This window comes from Bacillus sp. AR13-1, assembly GCF_008042285.1.
GTDB lineage: Bacteria > Bacillota > Bacilli > Bacillales > Bacillaceae_G > Bacillus_A > Bacillus_A mycoides.
The window spans coordinates 108,221-133,347 of record NZ_QNUA01000006.1; the positions used below are offsets into that span (position 1 = coordinate 108,221).

29 protein-coding genes are annotated in these 25,127 nt (G+C 36.1%); 22 read left to right on the forward strand and 7 right to left on the reverse strand.

The window, feature by feature from the left end; translation table 11 throughout:
- Positions 1-81: 81 nt before the first annotated feature.
- Complete coding sequence (locus DN408_RS03305) at positions 82-333, reverse strand: hypothetical protein (RefSeq protein WP_002011075.1); 252 nt, start codon at positions 331-333, stop codon at positions 82-84.
- A 236-nt stretch (positions 334-569) separates the two neighbouring features.
- Here DN408_RS03305 and DN408_RS31290 point away from each other — a divergent pair, with 236 nt between their 5' ends.
- The 4 genes from DN408_RS31290 (at position 570) to DN408_RS03320 (ending at position 2,198) form a co-directional block, all read left to right on the forward strand.
- Positions 570-710, forward strand: a complete 141-nt coding sequence (locus DN408_RS31290; RefSeq protein WP_002186518.1) for a hypothetical protein — start codon at positions 570-572, stop codon at positions 708-710.
- 36 nt (positions 711-746) lie between these two features.
- Complete coding sequence (locus DN408_RS03310) at positions 747-1,277, forward strand: general stress protein (RefSeq protein ID WP_078178459.1); 531 nt, start codon at positions 747-749, stop codon at positions 1,275-1,277.
- Between the two features lie 288 nt (positions 1,278-1,565).
- Positions 1,566-1,793, forward strand: coding sequence for a DUF4028 family protein (locus tag DN408_RS03315; RefSeq protein ID WP_078178460.1), 228 nt, complete (start codon positions 1,566-1,568; stop codon positions 1,791-1,793).
- Between the two features lie 93 nt (positions 1,794-1,886).
- Positions 1,887-2,198 (forward strand): YbjQ family protein, encoded by a 312-nt coding sequence (locus tag DN408_RS03320; protein ID WP_000637510.1) that lies wholly within the window; start codon positions 1,887-1,889, stop codon positions 2,196-2,198.
- 119 nt (positions 2,199-2,317) lie between these two features.
- Here the strand turns inward: DN408_RS03320 and DN408_RS03325 are convergent, their stop codons facing one another.
- The 3 genes from DN408_RS03325 to DN408_RS03335 form a co-directional block, all read right to left on the reverse strand.
- Positions 2,318-3,499 (reverse strand): MFS transporter, encoded by a 1,182-nt coding sequence (locus DN408_RS03325; protein ID WP_078178461.1) that lies wholly within the window; start codon positions 3,497-3,499, stop codon positions 2,318-2,320.
- Positions 3,500-3,575: 76 nt separating this feature from the next.
- Complete coding sequence (locus DN408_RS03330) at positions 3,576-4,256, reverse strand: FadR/GntR family transcriptional regulator (protein WP_078178462.1); 681 nt, start codon at positions 4,254-4,256, stop codon at positions 3,576-3,578.
- A 159-nt stretch (positions 4,257-4,415) separates the two neighbouring features.
- Complete coding sequence (locus DN408_RS03335; protein ID WP_078178463.1) at positions 4,416-5,408, reverse strand: zinc-dependent alcohol dehydrogenase family protein; 993 nt, start codon at positions 5,406-5,408, stop codon at positions 4,416-4,418.
- A 361-nt stretch (positions 5,409-5,769) separates the two neighbouring features.
- On the opposite strand from DN408_RS03335, the gene DN408_RS03340 reads away from it, so the two are divergent.
- The 4 genes from DN408_RS03340 to DN408_RS03355 all read left to right on the forward strand — a co-directional run bounded on the left by DN408_RS03340 (position 5,770) and on the right by DN408_RS03355 (position 8,758).
- Positions 5,770-6,987: a sensor histidine kinase gene (locus DN408_RS03340; protein WP_147739955.1), complete on the forward strand. Its 1,218-nt coding sequence runs from the start codon at positions 5,770-5,772 to the stop codon at positions 6,985-6,987.
- Positions 6,977-7,621, forward strand: a complete 645-nt coding sequence (locus tag DN408_RS03345) for a response regulator (RefSeq protein WP_002087211.1) — start codon at positions 6,977-6,979, stop codon at positions 7,619-7,621. Before DN408_RS03340 ends, DN408_RS03345 begins: the two co-directional genes overlap by 11 nt.
- Before the next feature lie 163 nt (positions 7,622-7,784).
- Positions 7,785-8,219, forward strand: coding sequence for a hypothetical protein (locus DN408_RS03350; RefSeq protein ID WP_147739956.1), 435 nt, complete (start codon positions 7,785-7,787; stop codon positions 8,217-8,219).
- A gap of 122 nt (positions 8,220-8,341) precedes the next feature.
- A complete protein-coding gene (locus DN408_RS03355) occupies positions 8,342-8,758 on the forward strand; it encodes a hypothetical protein (protein WP_147739957.1) in 417 nt (138 codons plus the stop codon).
- Positions 8,759-8,798: 40 nt separating this feature from the next.
- Here DN408_RS03355 and DN408_RS03360 read toward each other — a convergent pair whose 3' ends face one another.
- Positions 8,799-8,939 carry a YflJ family protein gene (locus DN408_RS03360; protein ID WP_000273535.1) on the reverse strand — a complete coding sequence of 47 codons (141 nt, stop codon included), beginning with the start codon at positions 8,937-8,939 and terminating at the stop codon, positions 8,799-8,801.
- 152 nt (positions 8,940-9,091) lie between these two features.
- Here DN408_RS03360 and DN408_RS03365 point away from each other — a divergent pair, with 152 nt between their 5' ends.
- Positions 9,092-9,454 carry a hypothetical protein gene (locus DN408_RS03365; RefSeq protein ID WP_002064091.1) on the forward strand — a complete coding sequence of 121 codons (363 nt, stop codon included), beginning with the start codon at positions 9,092-9,094 and terminating at the stop codon, positions 9,452-9,454.
- A 27-nt stretch (positions 9,455-9,481) separates the two neighbouring features.
- Here DN408_RS03365 and DN408_RS03370 read toward each other — a convergent pair whose 3' ends face one another.
- Positions 9,482-9,667 (reverse strand): YhzD family protein, encoded by a 186-nt coding sequence (locus DN408_RS03370; protein ID WP_000539551.1) that lies wholly within the window; start codon positions 9,665-9,667, stop codon positions 9,482-9,484.
- Between the two features lie 353 nt (positions 9,668-10,020).
- Between DN408_RS03370 and DN408_RS03375 the strand changes: the two genes are divergently transcribed.
- From DN408_RS03375 to yhaM, 3 genes are read left to right on the forward strand one after another with little or no spacing between them, the layout of a single operon-like run.
- Positions 10,021-11,262, forward strand: a complete 1,242-nt coding sequence (locus tag DN408_RS03375) for a metallophosphoesterase family protein (RefSeq protein WP_016094616.1) — start codon at positions 10,021-10,023, stop codon at positions 11,260-11,262.
- Positions 11,259-14,183: an ATP-binding protein gene (locus DN408_RS03380; RefSeq protein WP_147739958.1), complete on the forward strand. Its 2,925-nt coding sequence runs from the start codon at positions 11,259-11,261 to the stop codon at positions 14,181-14,183. The genes DN408_RS03375 and DN408_RS03380 overlap by 4 nt, the downstream gene beginning before the upstream one ends.
- Positions 14,184-14,224: 41 nt before the next feature.
- Complete coding sequence (yhaM, locus tag DN408_RS03385) at positions 14,225-15,169, forward strand: 3'-5' exoribonuclease YhaM (protein ID WP_002030183.1); 945 nt, start codon at positions 14,225-14,227, stop codon at positions 15,167-15,169.
- Between the two features lie 354 nt (positions 15,170-15,523).
- Here the strand turns inward: yhaM and DN408_RS03390 are convergent, their stop codons facing one another.
- Positions 15,524-15,703, reverse strand: a complete 180-nt coding sequence (locus tag DN408_RS03390) for a DUF4177 domain-containing protein (protein ID WP_000272495.1) — start codon at positions 15,701-15,703, stop codon at positions 15,524-15,526.
- A gap of 643 nt (positions 15,704-16,346) precedes the next feature.
- Here DN408_RS03390 and DN408_RS03395 point away from each other — a divergent pair.
- From DN408_RS03395 to glpF, 10 genes are all read left to right on the forward strand, one after another.
- Complete coding sequence (locus DN408_RS03395; RefSeq protein ID WP_078178150.1) at positions 16,347-17,291, forward strand: ring-cleaving dioxygenase; 945 nt, start codon at positions 16,347-16,349, stop codon at positions 17,289-17,291.
- A gap of 43 nt (positions 17,292-17,334) precedes the next feature.
- On the forward strand, positions 17,335-18,312 hold the full coding sequence (locus DN408_RS03400; RefSeq protein ID WP_002186504.1) for a ring-cleaving dioxygenase: 978 nt from the start codon (positions 17,335-17,337) through the stop codon (positions 18,310-18,312).
- 256 nt (positions 18,313-18,568) lie between these two features.
- Entirely contained in the window at positions 18,569-19,663 is a 1,095-nt protein-coding gene (locus DN408_RS03405) for a response regulator aspartate phosphatase (RefSeq protein WP_078178149.1), read from the forward strand.
- The gene (locus DN408_RS03410; RefSeq protein WP_063226412.1) at positions 19,663-19,908 is read left to right on the forward strand and encodes a Phr family secreted Rap phosphatase inhibitor; all 246 of its coding nucleotides are present in this window, start codon (positions 19,663-19,665) and stop codon (positions 19,906-19,908) included. Before DN408_RS03405 ends, DN408_RS03410 begins: the two co-directional genes overlap by 1 nt.
- 239 nt (positions 19,909-20,147) lie before the next feature.
- Complete coding sequence (locus DN408_RS03415) at positions 20,148-21,020, forward strand: alpha/beta fold hydrolase (RefSeq protein WP_002186501.1); 873 nt, start codon at positions 20,148-20,150, stop codon at positions 21,018-21,020.
- A gap of 77 nt (positions 21,021-21,097) precedes the next feature.
- On the forward strand, positions 21,098-21,298 hold the full coding sequence (locus tag DN408_RS03420) for a sporulation YhaL family protein (RefSeq protein WP_002087191.1): 201 nt from the start codon (positions 21,098-21,100) through the stop codon (positions 21,296-21,298).
- A 212-nt stretch (positions 21,299-21,510) separates the two neighbouring features.
- A complete protein-coding gene (locus DN408_RS03425; RefSeq protein WP_050001273.1) occupies positions 21,511-22,707 on the forward strand; it encodes an oxalate decarboxylase family bicupin in 1,197 nt (398 codons plus the stop codon).
- A gap of 273 nt (positions 22,708-22,980) precedes the next feature.
- Positions 22,981-23,430, forward strand: coding sequence for a helix-turn-helix domain-containing protein (locus DN408_RS03430; protein WP_078178147.1), 450 nt, complete (start codon positions 22,981-22,983; stop codon positions 23,428-23,430).
- Between the two features lie 80 nt (positions 23,431-23,510).
- A complete protein-coding gene (gene glpP, locus DN408_RS03435; RefSeq protein ID WP_078178146.1) occupies positions 23,511-24,071 on the forward strand; it encodes a glycerol uptake operon antiterminator GlpP in 561 nt (186 codons plus the stop codon).
- 228 nt (positions 24,072-24,299) lie between these two features.
- Positions 24,300-25,121: a glycerol uptake facilitator protein GlpF gene (gene glpF / locus DN408_RS03440; RefSeq protein ID WP_002125755.1), complete on the forward strand. Its 822-nt coding sequence runs from the start codon at positions 24,300-24,302 to the stop codon at positions 25,119-25,121.
- The last annotated feature ends 6 nt before the right edge of the window (positions 25,122-25,127 follow it).

Sequence of the window (25,127 nt, forward strand, 5' to 3'; positions counted from 1 at the left end):
TTTGAATAGAGGAAATCATTTTGAAATATAAAAACATATATGAAAAGTAACAATCGAGGGAATCGGGGGATAATAAAACTTTTAAGAAGGAAAGAGTGTGCTTAAAGCTTTTTTTGCATCTATTCCTTCAAAGATAAATAATACAAGCTCTCTCTTTTTTACAGTAAGGAAAAAGGATATTAATGTGCTTAAGCTTTTAATAGAAGTAAGTGTTCCGTGTTTACTTATAAATAGATTAGTTTGAAATGTTGTCATTAAAGCATAAAAATGATGAATCTGCGTTATTGTAGGTGTTTCATTATAAAGAATAGTAGTAGATTGGATTGCATTCATCGAAATATTCCTTTCTGTATAGTAAGCATAACAATATAAACATACCCGTTTTAAAAAATGTTAAACATATAAATAAGAAAAAATATAATTATAGTTTTTTAGGTTTAGAAAGGGTTACGAAGGGTATACATATACTACAAAGAGATTGACTGAAGATGAATTGTAAGATTTCTATGTTTAGTAGATTAGTCTATCAAAATATAATTTTACTTTAAATAAAAAGGAGTCTGGTATACATGAATGAAATGATGGTTGATATTACATTTGATTTAATTTACTTGTTAAGTAGTTCGCTTGTAATGCTTTTACTATTCGCTTTTTTCGTAAATGGTTATGTTAATAAGAAGGTTAGTGTATACAGAAATGAAGAAAGATAAAGATACATTATATAAAACTTTAGGAGGTTAATAGTTATGGATGTAGATAGAAAAATAGTAGGTATTTTTAGAACAATTGATGATGCGGCATTCGTTATTAATGAATTAAAAGATAAAGGATACTCGGCGGGTAACATTTCAGCTATTGCGAAGGATCAAAAGGAAATTGAACATCTGGAAGAAAAATCGGGTGAAAAAGTGAATAGTGAAACGGCACATAAAGCGGATATCTTTTCAGCGACAGGGTTTGTGGCAGGAGGAGTAGCAGGCGGACTCGGTGGTTTATTAACAGGTCTTGGTATACTTGCTGTTTCTGGAATGGGTCCAATCGTAGCAGCGGGACCTATCGCAGCAGCTATTGGAGGAGCCGGTATTGGCGGAGGAGCTGGAAGTTTAATAGGAGCATTTATCGGATTAGGAATTCCCGAAGAACATGCTAAGAAATATGAAGAATACATTTACGATGGAAATATATTAATTTTAGTAGATGCAAAATTAGATGATAAGTTAGAAATCTATAAAATATTTGATAAACATAATGCTTATAACTCTGATTACTTTAAATAGTATGTACTTCATATATCATTTTTTGATCTTACAACTTTGGCGCGGCCGAGGAGTCGTATGAATATAAGAGAGGAAGGGCTTATAGTAAAAGATCAAGTTCTATTCTGTTATCCCGCTATTTGTGGGCAGTAAGACCCCCACCTCAAAATTCAGCGAAAGCAAAGAAGTTAGGTGGGGGTCGGGCTGCCCGTAAAAGCCCGATTGGTTCAACTAATAATCAGTGGGGGATGAACAAAACCCCCACTGATTAAAGTTTCACTTTATTGAAAAGGGAAGAGGTGTCTTTTCGTGATTGTAAAAATATTAAAGGATAGTAGTAATAGTTTCCTTTGTACGGTTCAAAATAAAAATGGAGAGAAGTATGTGAAGAAATGGTTTAGTAAACATGAAAACAATGAAGAATTAGGGCGACCAACCTTTAAAGAAGTAGAAAAGGACTGGAAAGAAAATAGAGAATCATTTGTGTATCCCGATATTAAAGCGCTTCATTCTTACAAAACTGTCACATTCATGTAAGGTAATTGAATAGATTCGTTACTTTTTTCATGTCATAATAAAGACATAAGAAAGCTAATCAAAAAACTATAAGTTATTAGGAGAGTGTCAGTCATGATTGTAACAACAACGTCTGGAATCCAAGGTAAAGAAATTATTGAGTATATTGATATTGTAAATGGTGAAGCTATTATGGGTGCAAATATTGTTCGTGATTTATTCGCTTCCGTTCGTGATGTTGTCGGTGGCCGTGCTGGTTCTTATGAAAGCAAGCTAAAAGAAGCTCGTGATATCGCGATGGATGAAATGAAAGAACTTGCAAAACAAAAAGGTGCGAACGCTATCGTTGGTATTGACGTAGATTATGAAGTTGTTCGCGATGGAATGTTAATGGTTGCTGTAAGTGGTACAGCTGTACGTATATAATTAAATAAAAAACAGGCTCACCCCTTGAAGCGTATGCTTTAAGGGGATTTTTTTGTTTTCAAGTAGTAGAAGTAAAAAGAATGAGCTTGATCCTTTAGGAAAAAGCTCATTCTTTTTATTTAAGCTATAAGATCTTTTGCTTCTACTTTCTTTTTGTTCATGACTAAAGTTAAAATGAACAAAATTAAGTTTAAAAGTGCCATTATAATAAAAATTTGCGTATAACCATCAAAATAGTCACGAGCGATTCCTACTAGGACAGGAATGAATCCGCCCATAATATATCCTCCTGACTGCATCATAGCGGTCCATGCACTCGCATCTTCTGAAGTTTTTGTTTCATATAGCGGTAGCATGAGAGCGAGTGGGAATACGCCGCCGAGTCCGATACCTAGTAAAATAGAAGGAATCCATGGTGTAGTTAGTGGGTAAATCATAAGCGATAGACCTACGAGTACGAAGCATATACTCCCTAATAACCAAAGTGCTCGGTTTTTATAAATATCCGCTAATGTTGGAATTAAAAAGCTGCATATCATTTGAACAACTGTAAAAACAGTTATGAGAGTACCAGCTTGTTCGCTACTGACACCCATATTTTGATTTGCGGGCGCAAGCCAAGTCGTAATGGAGTAAAAGATTCCTGATTGTAGTCCGAAAAAGATTGTGAACAACCATGCTTTTTTATTTCTTAAAGGTAAACTATTATTCTTTTTATCTTGTGTACTCGTATTCTTTTTTCGTTTCATAACCGGATACCAAAATATAATAGCGATAATAGTAAGTACACCCCAAAAAGCGAGTGCCATATTCCAATCGTCTTTTAATACATGTTGTAAAGGAATCGTTAACCCTGCACTTAAAGAAGCACCAGTTCCCATACCTACTGAATATATGCCAATCATTAAGCCGATTTTCGTAGGGAATTTTTCTTTAATAAAACCTGATAGTAACGGACCTGCAAGTGCAATTCCAATGCCGATAAATAAAGAGCTCGCGAATAATGTGGAAATGGAAAAGGTAAAAGCTCTCATGCATGTTGCCAAGCCAATTAAAATAAGACAAGCCATAATTGATTTTTCTGCCCCGTATTTCCTAATTACCTTCCCAGTCAGTAAGGCGAATGTCCCCATACAAAAAACAGGAATAGCTGTTAAAAAGCTAACGGAAAAATTGCTTATATTTAAGTCTTGTCGGATTGTTTCTAATACAGGTGAAACAGATGTAATTCCGATACGTAAATTAATGGAAACAAAAAATAGTGCTAGTATATACAAATAAGTTCGTCCTTGATGTTTCAATTTGATTTTCTCCTCTCATAAACATCAGATGTTATTGAGTATATCATCTGATGTTTAAGTGTAATATATAAGGAGCTTATTTCAGCTCCAAATTTTGAACGACGTATGTTCGTGCCTCTTCGGCATTTTGTTTTAAAATAGCTTGGAATAATTTTTCATGAATTTCAGAGTTATCTTCATAGTTCACTGTATTTAATATTAATTGGCTTAAAATGTGGCGAAGGGCAGGTACGAAAGATTGATACAAATCAAGTAGAACTTCGTTTTTGCTCGCCTTTGCAATTGCTAGATGAAACTGAATGTCTGCATCTATGTATGCTACATAATTTCCTTCTTGAAGGGCATGTTTTCTTTTATTCAAATGCCCTTTTAAGTATAAAAGATCCTCTTCACTTCGGCGCTGTGCCGCTAACATAGCTACTTCTTTATCTAACATATTTCTTGCTTCATACACATGATTAATATTAGCTGCTTGCAGTCGTTTTTCAAATGAATCTTGCGTTGTATTTAGTGAGACAATACGAGTACCTTGTCCTTGTCGAACTTCTAATATGCCGGCATGTACTAATATCTTTATGCTTTCTCGCAGCGTTGAACGTCCTACTCCTAACTCTTCCATTAATTGCGGCTCTGTAGGGAGGCGATCGCCAACTTCATACTCGCCAGAAAAGATTTTTTCTTGTAGACGTTCCAACACTTCATCGACTAATTTCCGCCGTGAAACTTTTGAAAAAGATTTCTTTTCGTTTATATTCATCTGCTCATCTCCTGTTATATTCGCTTTTATGATAACCAATTTAAGTTCTGTTGACAATGTTATTTTTTAGGTAGTTGAAGCGGGATACTAAAATCGGGTTTATAAGACATAAAAAATCTATTTTGAAAAAATCAATCAAAATAGATCCTTCAATTGCATTTAATAACTCGTCAAAAACACTTTCCCTTTCGTTTTCTCAGCAGACTGTACGACATCAACCGCACTTTTCACATCCGCTAAGTCATACGTAGAATGTACCGTCATAAAATATAATTGCTTATTTTCCACTAAACGAATTAAGTGATGAAACGTTTCTTGCCATTTATATGGTGACACTTCATTACTCCAATGTCGTAAATGAAATATATTCGCGTGCACTTTTGCTTTCGTGATAATCTCTGACCAGTTTACTTGTATACCTGATAGAAGGCCGATAGTTAAAAAGCACCCATTTGGACGTAAGGAGAAAGCTAATTCATTTCCATCCGGTCCCCCGATAGAATCAATCGCAGCATCTGCACCAAGCCCGTTTGTTAACTCCATAACTGTTTCATAAAGCGGGGCAGTGGAAGTATCTATTACATATTCGGCACCAAGCTGAAGTAATTCCTCTGTATGTTTACTATTTCTCGTAACTGCAATTAATCGGAAGTTTAAAATTTGTGATAACTGAGCAAAAAGATGACCAATAGCGGATCCACAAGCATTTACTAATAAAACGTCATTCTGTTTTAAGTTTAGCGTTTCTGTGCATGTGACCCACGCCGTAAGGGGATTAATATACATTTGCGCCGCTGTAAAATCATCGATGGAATCAGGAATAGGCACTACAAAGTCAGCTGACGTCTTCACATATTCTTGCCAAGTACCTTCTCCGCGTAACGGTAAAACCCGTTTACCGATAAGGTCTCTAGTAACGCCCGCGCCAACATCTTCTACAATACCAACACCTTCATAACCAGGAATGTTAGGTAAAGGGATTCTATGTGCATACGCTCCTGTTACGGGAATTAAGTCAGATGGATTAATCGGTCTAACTAACATACGAACTAAAACTTCATTATCTTTTAATGGTTCTATATTTTTATATTCAACCTGTAACACATCTTTTGGATTGCCAAACTCATGAAATTGAATGTGTTTTCCGTGCAAGATAAATGTTCCCCCTTAGTTTGATTGGGTTAATTATAGCATTTTTGGTTTAAATGATTATTTCATTAGCACTAAATAAAAGGGAACAGAAAGTCGGCGTTTATACTTTGAGGAGATTTTGATTGTGCAAACTTTTAAAATATACATTAATTATGTAGCATTGTATGGATTGCTGAATAATAATCTTACATAAACATCAATGCATTTCGATATACAATATTTCATATTTGTATTTGGTAATGAGGATGAAGAGGAATAAGTGACTTATCCCGCTATTTGTGGGAGTCGGGCTGTATGTAAAAGCCTTCACTTTATCAAAATGTAAGTTGCATCTTGTATAATGTAATAGTGGAGGTCAGATATGAAAAAAATAAGTTTAAATATAGATTTGGATACAAATGTATTGGAAGTGGTATTTATTCCAAGAAGGTTTATTATTTTATGGGTTACACTCGTATATATAGCTTCAATGCTTTTAGAATTTCGTAATAATATTTTCTCTATGGATAGTTTTTTCTTTACAATAGTCATTGTTATTCATACTATTTTTCATTGGTATGCGAGTTCATTAAAAAATAGGCAATTGTTGTACTTCTTTTTTGTACAACTTTTCATTGTGTTTTTGGCTGCGTTTATTGCAACAAATGCTTCGATAGCGATTTTTGTTGGATTAACTCCTATTTTAATCGCCCAAAGTTTATATGTTTATAACAATATATTTAAAGTAATGGCAGTTTTTACTCTTATGTATGCAATATTTTGTGCTGCAATTAGTATCAATTATGGTGTGAATAAATTAGCTATTCTTATCTCTATGTTTCTTTTAGTGTTAGCAATTATTATTCCTTTTTCTTATATTAATAAGCAGCAATTTGATGCACGTAATCGTATACAGAGCTATATTCAAGAGTTAGAGTCTGCATATATGAGAGTGGAAGAATTGACATTAGCTAATGAAAGGCAGCGTATGGCAAGAGATTTACATGATACGTTAGCGCAAGGTTTAGCAAGCTTAATTATGCAATTGGAAGCGATAGATGCCCATATGCAAAAAGGGAATACAGGACGATCTCAAGAGATTATGAAACAAACTATGATAAGAGCGAGACAAACTTTACATGATGCAAGGTCGGTTATTGATGATTTGCGTCATACTACTAATTCATTTAATGGAGCAGTAAAAGAAGAGATTCAACGTTTTTCTGAAGCTACGTCTATACATGTGAGATTTACTATCCAAAGTCCACCGTATATTTCAAGCGTAGTAAAAGAGCACTGCTTATATGTAATTAGTGAATGTTTAACGAATATCGCAAAACATTCGCAGGCAGCAGATGTAAATTTAAATGTTGAATATATCGATGATCTTGAAAAACTTACTATTGAAGTTGAAGATAATGGAATTGGTTTTGACACTAGATATATCGGTAAGAATCCTGGACATTATGGTTTAATTGGTCTAAATGAGCGTGTTCGATTGATTAAGGGAGAAATACATATATTGAGTGAAAAGATGAAAGGTACGAAAGTGTATATTCAAGTGCCTATAAATAAAGAAGGAGATAGCCATGAAACATAACGTATTAATTGTAGATGATCATTTCGTTGTAAGAGAAGGTCTGAAATTAATAATAGAAACGAGTGATTCATTTCAAATTATAGGTGAGGCTGCAAACGGAGAAGAAGCCCTTTCTTTCATAGAAAAGAAGAAACCTGATGTCATTTTAATGGATTTGAATATGCCTAAAATGAGTGGTTTAGAAACAATTGAGGCTTTGAATGAAAAACAAAACCATACGCCGATTATTATATTAACTACTTATAACGAAGATGAATTAATGTTAAAGGGAATTGAGTTAGGGGCAAAAGGATATTTGCTAAAAGATACGGATCGAGAGAATTTGTTTCGAACATTGGAAGCGGCTATTCGAGGTGAGATTTTACTACAACCAAATATTATGGAAAAGATAGTGAAGTATAAAAGGAAAGAAGTACATGCTGATAAGGTTGCAGAAAATAACTTAACGGTTAAAGAATTGTTTGTGCTGAAAGCTATTGCGCGCGGATATAAGAATAAAGAAATTGCATTTGATATGGGAATAGCTGAGCGAACGGTAAAAGCATATTTAACAAATATATACAATAAATTAGGTGTTAATTCACGGTCAGAAGCAGTAGCTGTATCTATTGAAAGGAAGTTAATTCATTTTTAAAACATTATATATGCCCAATCGTACATTATAGGCTTGCCCTTTTGTACGATTTTTTTATTTCTTTCTCATGTTATGCTTCAGAAAGTATGAGAGATTTAAGAACAATTTAATTGCATTACAATTATAGACGTTTCTAATGTAGGAAAGGAAGAAGAATAATTAAATGGAAACTTTGCTTTTAATTTCTGTATTAATTTTCTTTATTTGGCTGCAAAGCAAACAAAGAAAATTAAACTGGATAGATATTATAACTTTTCTCATGATGATAGGGATTATTACTTATACGGCGCCGCAACAAATGACTAGGGATTTACAAGCAGAGTTACTGGCAGTTACGCTTATTTCTTTCGCTATTGGTGTTTGGCAAGGTGGGGGAATTACAGTCTGTTATGAGGATGAAATTTTATATATTACAAATGGAAAACAGTATTCCATTTCATGGATTCTCTTAATAATTGGCAACATAATTATTATTAATATATTTGAAGGTGGATTTACATTTAATGGATCGTGGTTTCTTTTATGTGGTGTTGTCATTACATCTGGGGTGAAAAACAGTATTCTATGTGTTCTGTACAAATTAACAGTGCGAAATTGAATGGAAAACCAAAGCTATTTTCTTTTACCCCAACATAAAACGTATTGCTGTAAGTTCATTAAAAGACCGTAGTTGATAAAAAATGAGATGGAAGTATTGGAAGAATGGGGGAGTTAACGTAGATGTTTCTACCTATTACTACATTTGATAGGTTTAGTTGGCTGGGGAATGTTGCTTTCTCTTCAGAAAAGACTAGTAGGAATCGAGCGCTATCGAGGGCTGAAGAAAGCAATGTTAATTTGTGTGAAAATAAATGTAGAGATTCAGTTAATAATATTCATCAAAAAATAAATGTGGATGCTTTGGACTATAGTAATAATCGTATATTGGGCCGTGCAGAATCCCATTCAACAATTGTCATAACAAGTAGTGATATGTATGTTGGAAGCGGACGAGTTAATAAGTATGGAGAATTTAAAATATATACAAATGATTATCTGGAAGAGTATTTGGTACTAGAAATTCAGTTGATAATGGGCGGTTTCTATCAAGGAAGTATAACGGTAAAGTTAAGGGATGATGATTTCCTTTTTATTTAGTAAATAAAAAGGAAGCAACCGTAGTCGCTTCCTACATCTATTAAGCCGAAGCTTTCTTCATTCTCTCAAGTAAACTAGATAAAATATGTGTACGATAAGATTCTAGTTTTTTACCTTCGTAAGTACGAATCCCTAATTTTTTAAGTTCTTTTACATACCAACCTTTGCTTCCGAAATACATGTGATCGCTCCCCTTCAACTTTGTTTATTTGTCCTGATTGTACTTGGAGGTACGGGTAATATAATGAAGGAAATGAATTTCGCGCGAAAATGGTTAACTTTGTTGCAAAAGACATATATACTAAGGGTAGTATATAACGAGGTGGGCAAGACGTGATTATAGAGAAGCACGAAATTCAAATTGACCAAATTACGAGCGGTAAAGTGAATATCTTTACTTTCTATAGAAATAGAAAGCAAGTTGATGATCATTTTTTACGATTGCAAGAACCATCGCTTACAGCAAACTACTTCTTCCATTTTCATTTTGATGCAGAGAGCTTGCATCTTCTGCAGGAAGAGTTTCCGGGCGTATATCCGTACGACCGTAGTGACACGATTCACGACTGGACGGAAAAGATGAAAGCGGAATTGCAACATCAGATCCAAACAGGTAAATGGAATAAACGCGTACGTATCGGTAATCGCATTCTAGATGTGGTGTTTACGTGGTGTGACGAAGATATAGTAGAGTGAAAAAGAAGCGGATGACGCTTCTTTTTTTTAGCGCTGGAATAAAACGAGCTTACCTGCAGAAGATGTGCAGCGATGTGTTTTTTCATACAATCCTTTTTCTTGTAAAATAGATTCACCTTTTGCTTTCGCTTCTTTTTCAGTTGCTGCCTCGAATGATTCGTCTAATGCTTTTGAACCATCTTTTTCAAAGACTGTTAGAACGTATACTCCCATGAAAATTCCCTCCAATAATAAAAATCAGAATCTTATAACTATTTTGGCATAAATCACTAGAATATGCAAAGAAATATATGACATTGCGTGTTACAATAAAGTGAAACTTTAACTAGTGGGGAGTCTTTTCATCCCCACTAGTTATTAGCCTTCACCAATCGGGTATTTATGGGCAGTTTACTTTCAGATTGGCTTCTTTGCCTACTGCCCGTTAATACGGGGTAAAGTGAAACTTTAATCAGTGGGGGATTTTTTATTTCCTGCTTATTACTAGTTTTCGCCAATTGAGCATTTATTGTTTGTGTTCATGCGGATAAGATGAAACTTTTGAACTATAGAAAGGATCGTTATTTGTGAAACAAGTGAAGTTTATACATGCGGCTGATTTGCATTTGGATAGTCCGTTTAAAGGGATGGAGATGAATGTACCACAGTCTGTTTGGGAGAGAATGAAGCAGAGTACGTTTGAATCGTTCGAGCGTATTGTTGATAAAGCGATTCAAGAGCGCGTTGATTTCGTATTACTAGCCGGGGATTTGTATGATGCGGAGACGAGAAGTTTGAGGGCGCAAGTGTTTGTGCGTGAGCAAATGAAGAGACTTTCGCAGTACGATATTCCCGTTTTTATTATTCATGGTAACCACGATCATTTAGGGGGAAGCTGGGCAGCGATTGAGTTTCCGGAAAATGTTCACGTGTTTACGGAGCCTTATGTGGAAGAGAAGTCATTTTATAAAAATGGTGAGCTTGTAGCTTCTATTTACGGGTTTAGTTATTTGCAGCAAGCGGTAACGGATAATATGACAGCGCAGTATACGAAAATGAGTGATGCGCCTTTTCATATTGGAATGCTTCACGGAAGTGTGGAAGGGGATGCAGAGCATAATCGCTATGCACCGTTTCAAATTCGTGAGCTGAAGGAAAAGCAGTTTGATTATTGGGCTCTTGGCCATATACATAAACGTGAAATTTTATCAGAAGAGCCATGCATTATTTATCCAGGTAATATACAAGGGCGTCATCGTAAGGAGACGGGCGAGAAGGGTGCGTACCTTATTGAACTCACGAAACAAGGATCGCAGTGTTCATTTTTCCATACGGCGGATGTTGTGTGGGATGAGATAGAAGTGAATATTGATGGACTTGAAACTGTTGATGATCTTATGACGAGCGCGTCAAGTGCGATGAATGAATGCAGAAGAGAAGAGGAAGGTACGCTTTTAACTGTCATATTTACAGGACAGGGACCACTTGCTCCTTATTTGCGTGAAGACAAGCGCGTGGAAGAGATTTTTCATATTTTAGCAGCGGGAGAAGAGCGAAAAGACTTTGTATATGCGATGAAGTGGAAAAACGAGACGGTTTCTTTTGCGGAAATTGAACGTTTGAAAGAAGAAAATCATTTCGTCGGTAGTGTGCTGAAAGAGTTAGAAGCTTTCACAAATATGGACGGAGTGTTGCGCACCATTTGGACATCTCCTGTAGCGCGTAATAGCATTGAAGCTTTTACGGAAGAAGAGAAGAAAGAGATTCAAAAGGAAGCGGAAAATATTATTTTAGAGCAATTATTCCAGCAAGAGAGGGATAAAAAATGAGAATTGAAAAACTCCATATTTATGGCTATGGAAAACTAGAAAATGTGGAAATGGATCTGTCAATGCTGACGGTACTGTACGGTGAAAATGAAGCGGGGAAATCGACAATTCGCTCGTTTATGAAAAGTATTTTATTCGGTTTTCCGACGAGAGGACAGCGCCGTTATGAGCCGAAAGAAGGCGGGAAGTACGGCGGAGCGATGACTGTTCAAACAGAGAAGTACGGCCGTTTGAAAATTGAACGATTGCCAAAGACGGCAGTAGGCGCGGTGACCGTTTATTTTGAAGGCGGGAAAACTGGCGGCGAAGATATTTTAAACGATATATTAAGCGGTGTGAATGAAAGCTTATTTGATTCTGTTTTTTCATTTGATATGCATGGTCTTCAAAATATTCATCAGCTCGGCGAAGCGGATATCGGCAATTATTTATTTTCGGCCAGCGCAGTCGGAAGTGATGCGTTATTGCAGTTAGATAAAAAATTAGAAAAAGAAATGAATCAGCGCTTTAAGCCGAGTGGTCGTAATCCTGAAATTAACGTGTCACTGCAAGAGATGAAGAAAATTGAGGAAAAGATGAAAGAATGGCAAGGGAAAATTGGCACGTATGAAAAACAAGTCGAGCAGTTAAAAGAAAGTGAAGAGAAACTTGCTTCTGTTCGTGCGGAAAAAGAGTCAGCCGAAAGACGAAAGCAAGACTATGAAATATTAGTGGCGCTTGAGCCTCTTGTTATTGAAAAGAGTACGCACGAGAAAGTGTTAGAAAACGAGAACGGGCAGTTTCCTGTAAACGGAATGGCGCGCTATGAGGCGGTAAAGGCAAAGATAGAACCGCTCCAAGTACAAGTAGATTCACTTCAAAAAAAGATAGAAACAGTGCAATCAGAAATTGATTCCACAGAAATAGATGAAGCATTTTTACAAAAAGAAAGTTACGTAGAAGAACTTCGTATGCAGCATATGTCTTATGAAAATGCACGCCAAGAAATGCGTGATATGACGGGAAGTATTGCGAATATAAAAGAAGAAATCGCAGAACTACAGAAACAAATTGGCGCTACTTTTGAACAAGAGACTGTTCTTTCGTTTGATATAAGTTTAGCGACGAAAGAATTAATTATGCAAACTGTGCAAAAGGCGCGTGAATTAGAATCGCAAAAAGCACAACTAGATGAACGTTTTAAAACGGCTCAGGAGCAATTAGAAGAGCAAGAAGAAAATATAAGACAAATCAGCCAGCAAATGTTAGCTGATGAAGAAAAAAATACGTTAGTTGAGAAAGAAAAATCATTTCAGGATGCGGCATTTTTAGGAATGGGCGCAGAGAGAATGAAGCGCAAGTATGAGGAAAAAGCAGGGACGGCTATGCAAAAGAAAAAACAGTGGCAAAGAATTTGTCTTCTGTTACTTCTTATTAACACGCTTGTTTTATTCACGAGTCTATTTATAGATAACCGCGTGCTGTTATTTATTAGTGTGATTGTGTTTGTAGGGATTGTTTTAGCACTCGTTTTATATAAAGATCCTTCGGGTGGATTACAAGAAGAGCTTCTTACTCTTCAGCAAAGTGCTGGCGGACGACAAAGTGAAGAAGCGATGTCTGTTCGTTATCAGTTAGAAAAAGATGAAGAGATTCGTAAGCTATTTGAGCGTGAGTCGTATAAGTTGCAGCAAATGGAACGTGCTTATGATAAAGTCGTTTCATCTTATGAAGAATGGGAGAGAGAAACTTTCCAAATAGGAGAACAAGTAGGTGCGTATAAAACGCGCTATATGTTCCCTGAATTTTATACGTATGCACACATATTGCCAGCGTTTGAGCGTATTGAAAAAATGCAGCAATTATATCGTGAGCTAGATAAACAAGGCGAGCGGAAATCTTCATTGTATGAAATGATTTCGCACTTTGAGCATAAACTAGAAACTGTTATCGGTAGCACGGAGTATAGCAATTTGCATGAGGCGCAAAGTCGTATGCAAAATGAAAAAGAGAAGCGTCAAACTTGTAAGCAGCTGAAAGAGAAGCTGGCGGAATGGCAAGAAGAATATGAGTTCATGCAGCAGCAATTAAAACAACTACTAGTAGAGCGAGATGGGTTATGGCATATCGCAGAATCTACAGATGAAGAGATGTTTTTAGAAGCAGGAAAATTGGCAGAGAAACGTGAAGACGCGGATAAGCAAGTGGGGCGTTTATTACCTCAAATTGATTTGTTAGAACAGCGCTTAACGAGTTTGTCATTAGCTGAGCATTATGAGGCTGACGGTTATGATGAAAAATTAAAGCAAGAAATTACAGCCGCGCAAAACTGTCTGGCGCAAGAGAAAGAACTGACAGAGCGTATTGCGAAGCATCGAATAGAAATTGCGAATTTAGAAGAAGGCAGTACGTATGGTGATTTACTACATGAGTGGGAAATGAAAAAAGCGCAAGTGCGTGAACAAGTGAAGAAGTGGGCTGCATATGCGGCCGCAAAGACAGTATTAACGAAAACGAAGCAATATTATCATGAAGTGCATTTGCCGCGTATTTTACAAAAATCCGAAGAGTATTTCGTGTATTTAACAGGCGGGAGATATAGTAAAATATTCTCACCGTCAGAAGCGGAACCGTTCATTGTCGAACGTAACGATGGTATGCGTTTTTACAGTCATGAACTAAGCCAAGCGACAGCGGAGCAGTTATATTTATCATTGCGATTCGCGCTAGCGAAAACGTTTGAGCATGACTATCCATTTATTATTGATGATAGCTTCGTACATTTTGACGCGGTAAGGACGAATCGAACGATTGAACTTATAAAAGAAATTGCGAAAGATAGACAAGTTATCTTCTTTACATGCCATGCGCATTTATTAACGTATTTTACAGAAAATGAGATTATAAAATTAACACGTAAGCGTAAAGAAAATGAGTTGTAGTATGCTATACTAAAAGTAACTGATTTGGTGGAGGAATTCGAATGAAAAAGAAAATTGTAGAATATGAAGTTGGTGAACAAGTCGATGTTTTCTTGTTAATTAAAACAGCGACAAAAGGTCTCGCAAGCAATGGCAAGCCGTTTTTAACAGTAATCTTACAAGATCCAAGTGGAGATATTGAAGCAAAGCTATGGGACGTATCGCCAGAAGTTGAGAAACAATATGTAGCGGAAACAATCGTTAAAGTAGCTGGAGATATTCTAAACTATAAAGGACGTATTCAATTACGTGTGAAACAAATTCGTGTTGCGAATGAGAATGAAGTAACAGACATCTCAGACTTTGTAGAAAAAGCTCCAATAAAAAAAGAAGATATGGTTGAGAAAATTACGCAATACATATTTGAAATGAGAAACCCGAACATACAGCGTCTAACAAGACATTTGTTAAATAAGCATCAAAATGAATTTTTAGAATATCCAGCAGCGACGAAAAATCATCACGAGTTCGTATCTGGACTAGCTTATCACGTTGTATCGATGTTAGATTTAGCGAAAGCTATCTCGGCTCTGTACCCATCGTTAGATAAAGACTTACTATATGCGGGCGTTATTTTACACGATCTTGGTAAAGTATTTGAGCTATCTGGACCAATTTCTACGACGTATACGTTAGAAGGAAATTTACTAGGCCACATTTCTATCATGGTGAACGAAATTGGTAAAGCAGCAGAGGAACTACAAATCGATGCAGAGGAAGTATTAATCCTTCAGCACATCGTCCTTTCCCATCACGGAAAAGCAGAATGGGGTAGCCCAAAACCACCATTAGTGAAAGAAGCAGAAATTCTGCACTACATCGATAACTTAGATGCAAAAATGAACATGATGGACCGCGCATTAGGACGCACAAAACCAGGCGAATACACAGAACGTGTCTTTGCGCTTGATAATCGTTCGTTCTATAAGCCAACTTTCCATAATTAAGATTGTGAATAGAATGGCCTCATTAAGTGTTAAGAGCTTAGTGAGGCTGTTTTTGTATTGAAAATGAAATGAAATAGTTAAGAAGTAGGCATGGGTGTAACGAAGAACTAATAAAACATATCTTGCCACTAGAATGGGAGCATATCAACTTTTTAGTTGAGTAACGCCAGCATTTCAGAAAAAATACAATAAGCTGTCCATATGGGCAGCTTATTTACATAATTCTCGTTATTGGAAGTTGATTAATATTAGCTTATTTGTCTTATAAGTTAAATTGAGAACAATTAGATTCCCAAATATTTCAGTTCTTTTTGTATGTTATTCAAAGCAAATCCCTCTCGTTCTCGAAAGGGGTTATTTGATTCGTTCGAAGATAATCTCAAAATATTGCGCGTATCCTGCGATTGATGGTGCAAAGATTTGAACAAATTTCCAACCGTCTTCAGCATGTTCGGCAATAATACGCTTATAATCTTCTTTAGGTTCCCCTTTCCAGTTATTAACTTCGACTTTCACGAATTTGTAATCGTACATATCCTTTCCCCCTTTTCCTAATTGTACCATTTCGGAGAATCGATTTGTTATGATTTTTGGATGTATATGGTATTCGCATTCAGTTAATATAACGTAACATTATCGGTAGCAAGGACAAGGAGGAACCCTGCTCTCACAAGGGAACCTCCTTTTTACGTTCTATGGATCTATACATTTTTTTATACATTCCTATCCTGAAGGGGATTTTAAGATTTCTGTTTGTTACTGAATTAGCTGAAAAACTGTATAAAACCTTGCATACTTCTTAGCGTGTTTTTTAATGCTGGCGATATCCTACATCCATCAACTTATGAATTTTATAATGTCTCCAAACCAAGAATTTCTTGTGTTTTTAGTCCAAAATTTTATGCAATAAAAAAATATCTCGAATTTGAGATAAATAACTTGCTTTTCAATCACTTGAGTTGTAAAGTGATAGTAACGAAAGTGATTGAGTCATATGAAAAACATACACTCACTTGCTTTCGATTTACAAAACAAAGTAACTTATTCAGTAAAAACTAAGATGAATTTACAAAAACATAATGAGCATAAATTGAAAATCTAAAAACCATATTATTTGTGGGAAATGTTATTTTTTTAGTTATCACTTGACTAGTAAAACGAAATGGAGGAATAAACAATGTATGAAATTAAAGGGCATCATCACATTTCAATGGTTGCGAAAAATGCAAATGAAAATAATCACTTTTATAAAAATGTACTTGGTTTACGTCGTGTGAAAATGACGGTAAACCAAGATGATCCATCCATGTATCACTTATTTTACGGAGATAAAACAGGAAGTCCAGGTACAGAACTATCATTTTTTGAAATGCCTTTAGTAGGAAAAACGTACCGTGGTACGAATGCAATTACGCGAATCGGATTACTCGTTCCTTCAGAGGAAAGCTTACATTACTGGAAAGAACGATTTGAGAAATTTGATGTGAAACATAGTGAAATGACAACATATGCAAATCGTCCTGCTTTGCAATTTGAGGATGCGGAAGGTCTTCGTCTCGTGCTACTCGTTTCAAACGGAGAAAAAGTGGAGCACTGGGAAACGTGGGAGAAATCAGAAGTTCCAGCTGAACATCAAATTCAAGGAATGGGTTCAGTGGAAATGACAGTGCGTAGACTTGATAAACTGGCGAATACATTAACAGATATATTTGGTTATACAGAAGTTAGCCGAAGCGACGAAGAAGCGATTTTCCAGTCCATTAAAGGAGAAGCCTTCGGAGAAATCGTTGTGAAATATTTAGATGGTCCTACTGAAAAGCCAGGCCGCGGTAGCATTCACCATTTAGCGATTCGCGTGAAAAACAGTGAAGAGCTAGCTTATTGGGAAGAACAGGTAATACAAAAAGGTTTCCATTCTTCAGGCATTATCGACCGTTTCTACTTTAAAAGCTTATACTTCCGTGAATCAAACGGAATCCTATTTGAAATTGCGACAGATGGACCAGGATTTACAGTTGATGGAGATGTAGAACATTTAGGAGGAAAACTTGATTTACCGCCGTTCTTAGAAGATCAGCGAGCAGAAATTGAAGCGAAATTAGCACCTATTGAAGAGAAATAATAGAAGAGAAAATATAACTTTAAAACCATTGGAGGAATATAAAATGAACCAATTAAAAGGAATTCACCACGTTACAGCAATTACAAGTAGTGCAGAAAAGAACTATGAATTTTTCACTCACGTTTTAGGAATGCGTTTAGTTAAAAAAACAGTAAACCAAGATGATATTCAAACGTATCATTTATTCTTTGCAGATGATAAAGGTAGTGCAGGAACAGATATGACATTCTTTGACTTCCCAGGTGTTCCAAAAGGAGTACACGGTACAAATGAAATTTCAAAAACTTCATTCCGCGTTCCGACTGATGCAGCATTAGCGTATTGGGTGAAACGTTTTGATCGTCTTGAAGTAGAACATACAGGCATTAAAGAGCAATTTGGTAAGAAAACTCTTTCGTTCGTTGATTTTGATGATCAACACTATCAATTAATCTCAGACGAATTAGATAACGGGATAGAATCAGGTACACCGTGGCAAAATGGTCCAGTTCCATTAGAATATGCAATTACTGGCTTAGGACCTGTATTTATTCGTATCGCGAACTTTAGTTATTTCAAAGAGGTGCTAGAAAAAGTTCTATTATTTAAAGAGATTGATCAAGAAGGAGAGTTCTACTTATTTGAAGTAGGTGAAGGTGGAAACGGTGCCTCTGTCATTGTAGAACATAATACAGTTCTTCCTGAAGCACAACAAGGTTTTGGTACAGTGCATCATGCAGCATTCCGCGTAGAGGATCGCGCTGTATTAGAAGAGTGGATTGAGCGACTAAGTCGAGTTGGACTCCCTTCATCTGGTTATGTAAATCGTCACTTCTTCGAGTCATTATACGCAAGAGTTGCGCCACAAATTTTATTTGAATTTGCGACAGATGGCCCTGGTTTTATGGGAGATGAGCCATACGAAACACTTGGGGAAAAATTATCTTTACCTCCATTCTTAGAGCCAAAGCGTGAAGAAATCGAAAAATTAGTTCGTCCGATTGATACAGTGAGAAGTACGAAGGAATTTATTAAAGAGTAAAGATAGAAATAATAAGTAGAAGAGTAAGTAGTTTTAGCTGATAGCTGGAATTGCTTGCTTTTTTATTTGGTCTATAAAATTTTCTGAAAAATGTTTCTCAAGTTTTTAAAATAGAAATATTTGGTATAATTCATTTAAATTATAAATTTTCTGACAATTATTTTTCAATACATAGAAAAGGGGTGATAATATACAATTTGAATAATTGTATAAATATCCTAATTTTGTAAGTTTGGAGAAAAGGGGATGCGAAGGTATGGGAACAGATGTAGTAACGAAGGAGCAAATGAAACATTCTTTAGATAATTGGTATCGTGTAATGTTGCAGCAAAACATAGAGAAAGCAACGGAAATGAAAGAGGAGATTGATAGTAAGATTAGTGGTTTGGAAGTGGATCAGGAATTATCTTTGTATTTTACGTTATTAGATTTTAGATATAAAATGCTGACGGATTGGTTAAATATAAAAGAAAATAGTTTTGAAAGAATAGAATCTTTTGAAGTTCCAACTGAAGGATTTTTAGCATATTATTATCATGTTTTTAAAGGGATATATTGTACTTCAATGTCTAAATATAATGATGCGAAGGAAAGTTATGAAAAGGCAAATATACTACTGAAATACGTTTCGCACTCTTTAGAGAATGCTGAGTTTGATTATCGTATGGGTAATTTTTACTATCAGACGTATCAACAAGTTAATGCAATTGATTATTTGAGAAAAGCAAAAGAGGAGTTCAAAAAACATATAGGTTGCGAAATAAATATAGCGCTATGTGAAAATGCTTTTGGTCTGTGTTGTATTGATTTGAAAAATTACGAACTCGCGGAAGAAAGCTTTAATGCTGCTATGGATATTTTCCAAAAGGTAAATTATGAAAAATATATTTTAATGGTGCGTCATAATTTAGCCTTTTTGTATGCCAGTCAAGATTTATCGGAACTTGCAGTTCGTCATGCATCCGAAGTTACAAAAAAACAGCCGAAATTCTTTAAAGCGCTATTTGTTGAAGCTCGTGAATGTTATAAATTAGGACAATATCAATTGGTGGCAGATTTGATTGAAAAAGGTTTGGATATTTGTAAAGAGTTAAATAAGGAAGAGTTTCAATATCGTTTTATGATTTTGAAAAGTGTAAATGACAAATCACCTACATTAAGCTTAGAGCAAGTAGTTTTAGAAGGTATTTCTTATTTTGAAAAAGAAGAGCTATGGGAGTGTATACAGGAATACGCTGAAATGTTAGCCTTAAGGTTTTATAAAGAAGAGAATCACGATAAAGCAAGTCATTATTTTTACATGAGTCATAAAGCTCAAAAAAAATTATTAAAAAAAGGGGCGCTAAAATAATGAAAAAGATTCACTTTGGAATGTTGGGGATTGCATTAGTAGGTGCGTTATCAATTGGAGCTAATAGTTCATTTACAAATCAAGCATTAAATATAGGAGAAACAGGCGGAGCACCAGCAAGACCAGACTACGTTAATATAGGGGACACGGGAGGAGCACCAGCAAGACCAGACTACATTAATATAGGAGATACAGGTGGAGCACCCGCAGATAATAGAGGCGACGGCGGAGTAAGCCAACTCTAATAACAAAGAAAGGGACTTCAACATGAAGTCTCTTTCTTTGTTATTAGAGCATGTAGAGAAAAGAATTGACTTACTTTAAATATGTAACTATAATAGTTACAAAATAACCATCATTAATAGAAATGAGTTATATTTTTTTAATATAATTGTAACTAAAGTGGTTACAATTAAAAAAGAACATAAAACAACCAAATAATGTAAAACCTTTAAATAGCAACATGAGAAAGGAGACGGGGATTTTGAAACGGTTTAAGTTTTATATGATTAGCGGTATTGTTCTTGTTTTATTAATAGTATGTAACTTCGTTGATAAGCCGATTGCGAAGGTTGAAGAAGTGAAAGATACTGTGATGATGAGGCTGAATACGAAAGAGAGTATGGCGCAGATTGATGGGCAGACGATTTATTTTAAGCAAATTGGTGAGGGGAAACCGCCTTTACTTATGCTTCACGGGTTCGGTGGTTCTTCAGATGGGTTTAATGATATTTATCCGGAACTTGTAAAGGACCATACGATTATTGCGGTTGATATTTTAGGGTTTGGGCGTTCTTCTAAACCAATTGATTTTCAGTATTCGTTTCCCACGCAAGTGAATTTATATTATAAGTTAATGAAGAAACTCGGATACGATCAATTCGCAGTACTTGGTCATTCGATGGGCGGAGAGATGTCTCTAAATTTAGCGTATTTATATCCGGATGCAGTAACGCATCTCGTTTTAGCGGATTCTACAGGAATAGAGTCTTTCCAGCAAAAAGAAAGTTATGAAGTGCCGCCACTATCGACAGACTTACAAACTGTAACAGAGATTACGGATTATAATAAAAATGAAGTGAAAAATAGTCGCGATGATAAAGAGCATTATGATCAGCTTACGAAAATGAGAGAGCGCCGCATTGCGATGGAAGCAGATAAAATTAAGGTACCGACTTTAATTATATGGGGACGACACGATAAGAGTGTTTCTTGGAAAAATGGTGAACTGTATCATGAGCTATTTGCAAATAGTACGTTCCATATCATTGAAAAAGGATACCACGCACCGTTTCGCCAGGAGCCAATCGAGTTTATGGAATATGTACAAGCGTTCTTCGCGAAGAATCCACAATAAAATTTTAAGCATAAATCCACTTCTTTCCTCATAAAGTGAAACTAATAAGGCTTGTCTAAGGAAAGGGATGAACGAAAGTGGAAACTTTACCATGGTGGATTTATCTTGTAATCATTGGGATCGTATTGAGTGGCTACATGGTTTTATATACTTCGAAAAAAGAGCAAGAGATGGATAATGATTTTATCGAAAAAGAAGGCGAAGTATATATGAAGCGCTTAGAAGAAGAACGAGAGAAACGGAATCAGGATAGTGATAAAGATTCGGTATTGCTTTAATAGAAACTTGTAAAGAAGAGAAAGGGATTTCTCTTCTTTTTTATATGTTAGTTTGCTGGATACTCCCTTTTAAATTAAGATCGCATCAAGATTTAGCGGATTGTTAAGGCAGAACCCCTTGTATCCATAGTCACAGTAACCATCCAAAGCCCAATTCATACACTATGATGGAGGCTTTTTACTTAATAATCGGATGAAAAAGGAGTGTAATGATGAAAAAACGTACTGTTAATGAAGCGGGAGGGAGTATACCACAGCCAATCCGTAGCGATGGAGCTGGTGCGATAGATTCTGGACCTCGTAATGTTATGCGGGATATTCAAAATCCGAATATGCTCGTTCCGCCTATAACTGATGCTGGCTTAGTTCCTAACTTGAAATTTTCGTTCTCAGACACTTCTATGATTTTAAAACACGGTGGGTGGTCCCGGGAGATTACTGTTAGAGAACTTCCGGTTTCGACTACGATTGCTGGTGTAAATATGAGTTTAACGGCCGGAGGAGTACGTGAACTCCATTGGCATAAACAAGCAGAATGGGCATATATGCTTTTAGGAAAGGCACGCATAACTGCCGTTGACCAAGAAGGGCGAAATTTCATTGCTGACGTTGGTCCAGGTGATCTTTGGTACTTTCCCCCTGGCATCCCGCATTCGATTCAAGGATTGGAACATTGTGAATTTCTGCTCGTTTTCGATGATGGACATTTTTCTGATCTATCTACTTTAGCTATTTCTGACTGGTTTGCACATACGCCAAAAGAAGTGTTGTCGGCTAACTTCGGAGTGCCGGAAAGTACTTTTCACTCCATTCCTTCAGATCAAGTTTATATTTATCAAGGGGAGGTACCGGGTTCGCTTGAAAATCAGGAAGTTCAGTCGCCAGAAGGAGAAGTTCCTTTAACATTTAAACATGAACTGTTAAAACAAAATCCGATTAAGACTCCTGGTGGTAGCGTCCGAATTGTAGATTCTACGAATTTTCCTATTTCCAAAACAATCGCAGCAGCGCTCGTTGAAATTGAGCCTGGTGGAATGAGAGAGCTTCATTGGCACCCGAATAATGATGAGTGGCAATATTATCTTACCGGGCAAGCGAGAATGACGGTGTTTCTTGGAAATGGTACAGCTCGTACATTTGATTATAGAGCTGGTGATGTCGGATATGTACCGTTTGCGACTGGACACTATATTCAAAACACAGGCAATGAAACATTATGGTTTTTAGAGATGTTTAAAAGTAACCGTTTTGAAGATGTATCGTTAAATCAATGGATGGCACTGACTCCTAAAGAAATAGTGGAAAGTAATGTACATGTTGGCCCGCAATTGATGGATTCTTTACGTAAAGAAAAGTGGCCTGTTGTGAAATATCCGGGTTTTTCTTATAAACCGAAAACGGATGAGTAAACATGGATATATGCGTTATTCTTTCTGGAGAACTATAGGAAGGAATGGCGTATTTCTTATGTCTAGTCCTGTCTTTACTAGTATTCGTTATTTGTATTATTGTTCGGGAAATTATTATAGAAGAAAAGCATATGAAATCGACATGGCATAGAGTATGAAATGGCGCCATTTTAAAGTGTAACGCACAAGTTGCACAGGTTACGCAATGATAACTAGCTTTACTCTTCATCATTTATTTGACCATACTAGACGTAGAGAGGTGATAAGAACAGTATGATTTTTAGTGAACGTTTAAAAGAGGAACGAGAAAAACGAAATTGGTCGCAAAATGATTTGGCTGAAAAAATTCATGTAAGTAGGCAGTCTGTTTCGAAATGGGAGACGGGAAAGAACTATCCGAGCATTGAAATTATTATTCATTTAAGCGATCTGTTCGGTATTACGATTGATGAATTGCTGAGGAGTGACGAAGAGTTGACGCAGAAAGTAATTGAGGATAGTAAGCAATTGGCGTATCCAAAATGGAAGGTGTTTTTCGATAGTCTATTTATGATGGGTGTATTTTTGTTTATTACAAAAATCGTTGTATGGGCGTTAAATAAGTTTGCAGGAGCAAGCATTACAATTGTCGCAGATGCACCATATGTAATGAATTTTTTACCGCTCCTATTAATGGTTGTAGGTGGCATGGCTTCTGATAAGTTGAAGGAAATATATAGGTAATGAAAGAAATTCCCCACACTAGCTGTTCTTTCCACTTAAATTGTGTACTATAAAGGATAGATAGGAAGGGGACGTTTAGAATGGAATTTCATGAGCAAAAGATTTTGCCGGCAGTGAGGCAAATTAAAGATTTGGAAAAGCTATTACATAGTTCGTATGAGTATATTGTTATTTTAGATATTCATGTCGGTCAATTGAAGAGTGTTGTGTCACTTGCGAAGCAGTATAATAAAAAAGTATTTTTACATGTTGATTTGATCCATGGATTACAAAGTGATGGGCATGCGACGGAGTTTTTATGCCAAGAATATAAACCGTACGGGTTATTATCGACAAAGGCGAGCGTAATTATGAAGGCGAAGCAAAAAGGTGTCGTCTCCATTCAACGCATCTTTTTAATTGATTCTAGCGCAATGGAAAAGAGCTGTAATTTGCTAGAAAAGACGAAGCCGGATTATATAGAGGTGCTTCCTGGTGCGTTAACAGGTGTGATCGCTGAAGTGAAAGAGCGTACAGGTGTACCAATTTTAGCAGGTGGTTTTATTCGAACGGTAGAAGACGTTGAAAGAGCGTTAAATGCTGGTGCGACAGCAATTACGACATCGAAAAAAGAATTATGGAAACATTACCAAAAAAAGTGACGAAAATGTGAAAAAATTCTGTTGACACCGCTTTCATTAAGGGTTAACATTATAGACAAGTTAATAAACGTGACGGAGAAAAGAAGAGATCCACATTTTATTGTTTCTATATATATTATATAGAAGCATGTAAGCTGTGGATCTTTTTCTTTTGAAAAAAAACGAATGGCCATTCATTTTACCTCTATCACTTTTCGAAAGCATTTAAATTGATTGTGGAGGGATTTTATGTCAGCATTTTTAGGGGAATTAATAGGGACTGCGTTGTTAATCTTACTTGGTGGCGGCGTTTGCGCTGGTGTAAGTTTAAAGAAATCGTTTGCGAAAGATTCTGGTTGGATTGTAATTACAATGGGTTGGGGTCTAGCGGTTGCTATGGCAGCGTATGCAGTTGGATCAATTAGTGGGGCACATTTGAATCCGGCTTTAACGATAGGACTTGCTTTTAAGGGAGCGTTCCCATGGAGTGATGTACCTATGTATATCGCAGCACAAATGATTGGGGCAATTATCGGGGCAGTTCTTGTATATTTACATTACTTACCACACTGGAAAGAAACAGAAGATCCAGGAACAAAGTTAGGTGTATTTGCAACAGGTCCAGCAATTCCGAACACATTTACAAACCTTTTAAGTGAAATGATTGGAACATTCGTTTTAGTATTTGGTATATTAGCAATTGGAGCAAATAAATTTGCAGATGGTTTAAATCCATTTATCGTAGGTTTCTTAATTGTAAGTATTGGTTTATCATTAGGTGGAACAACAGGATACGCAATCAACCCGGCTCGTGATTTAGGTCCGCGTATTGCACACTTCTTCCTTCCGATTGCAGGAAAGGGCGGTTCAAACTGGAAGTATGCATGGATCCCAGTAGTTGGTCCAATTCTAGGTGGATCACTTGCAGGATTATTCCATCAAGTTGTATTTGAAGGAAAACAAAATTCAGCACTTATTTATGTGATTATTACAACTGTGATTGTACTAACAATCTCTTATATGACAAGTAAAAAAAGTGGAGCTACTACAAATAGTAGAAAAGTAGCATAGGGGGAA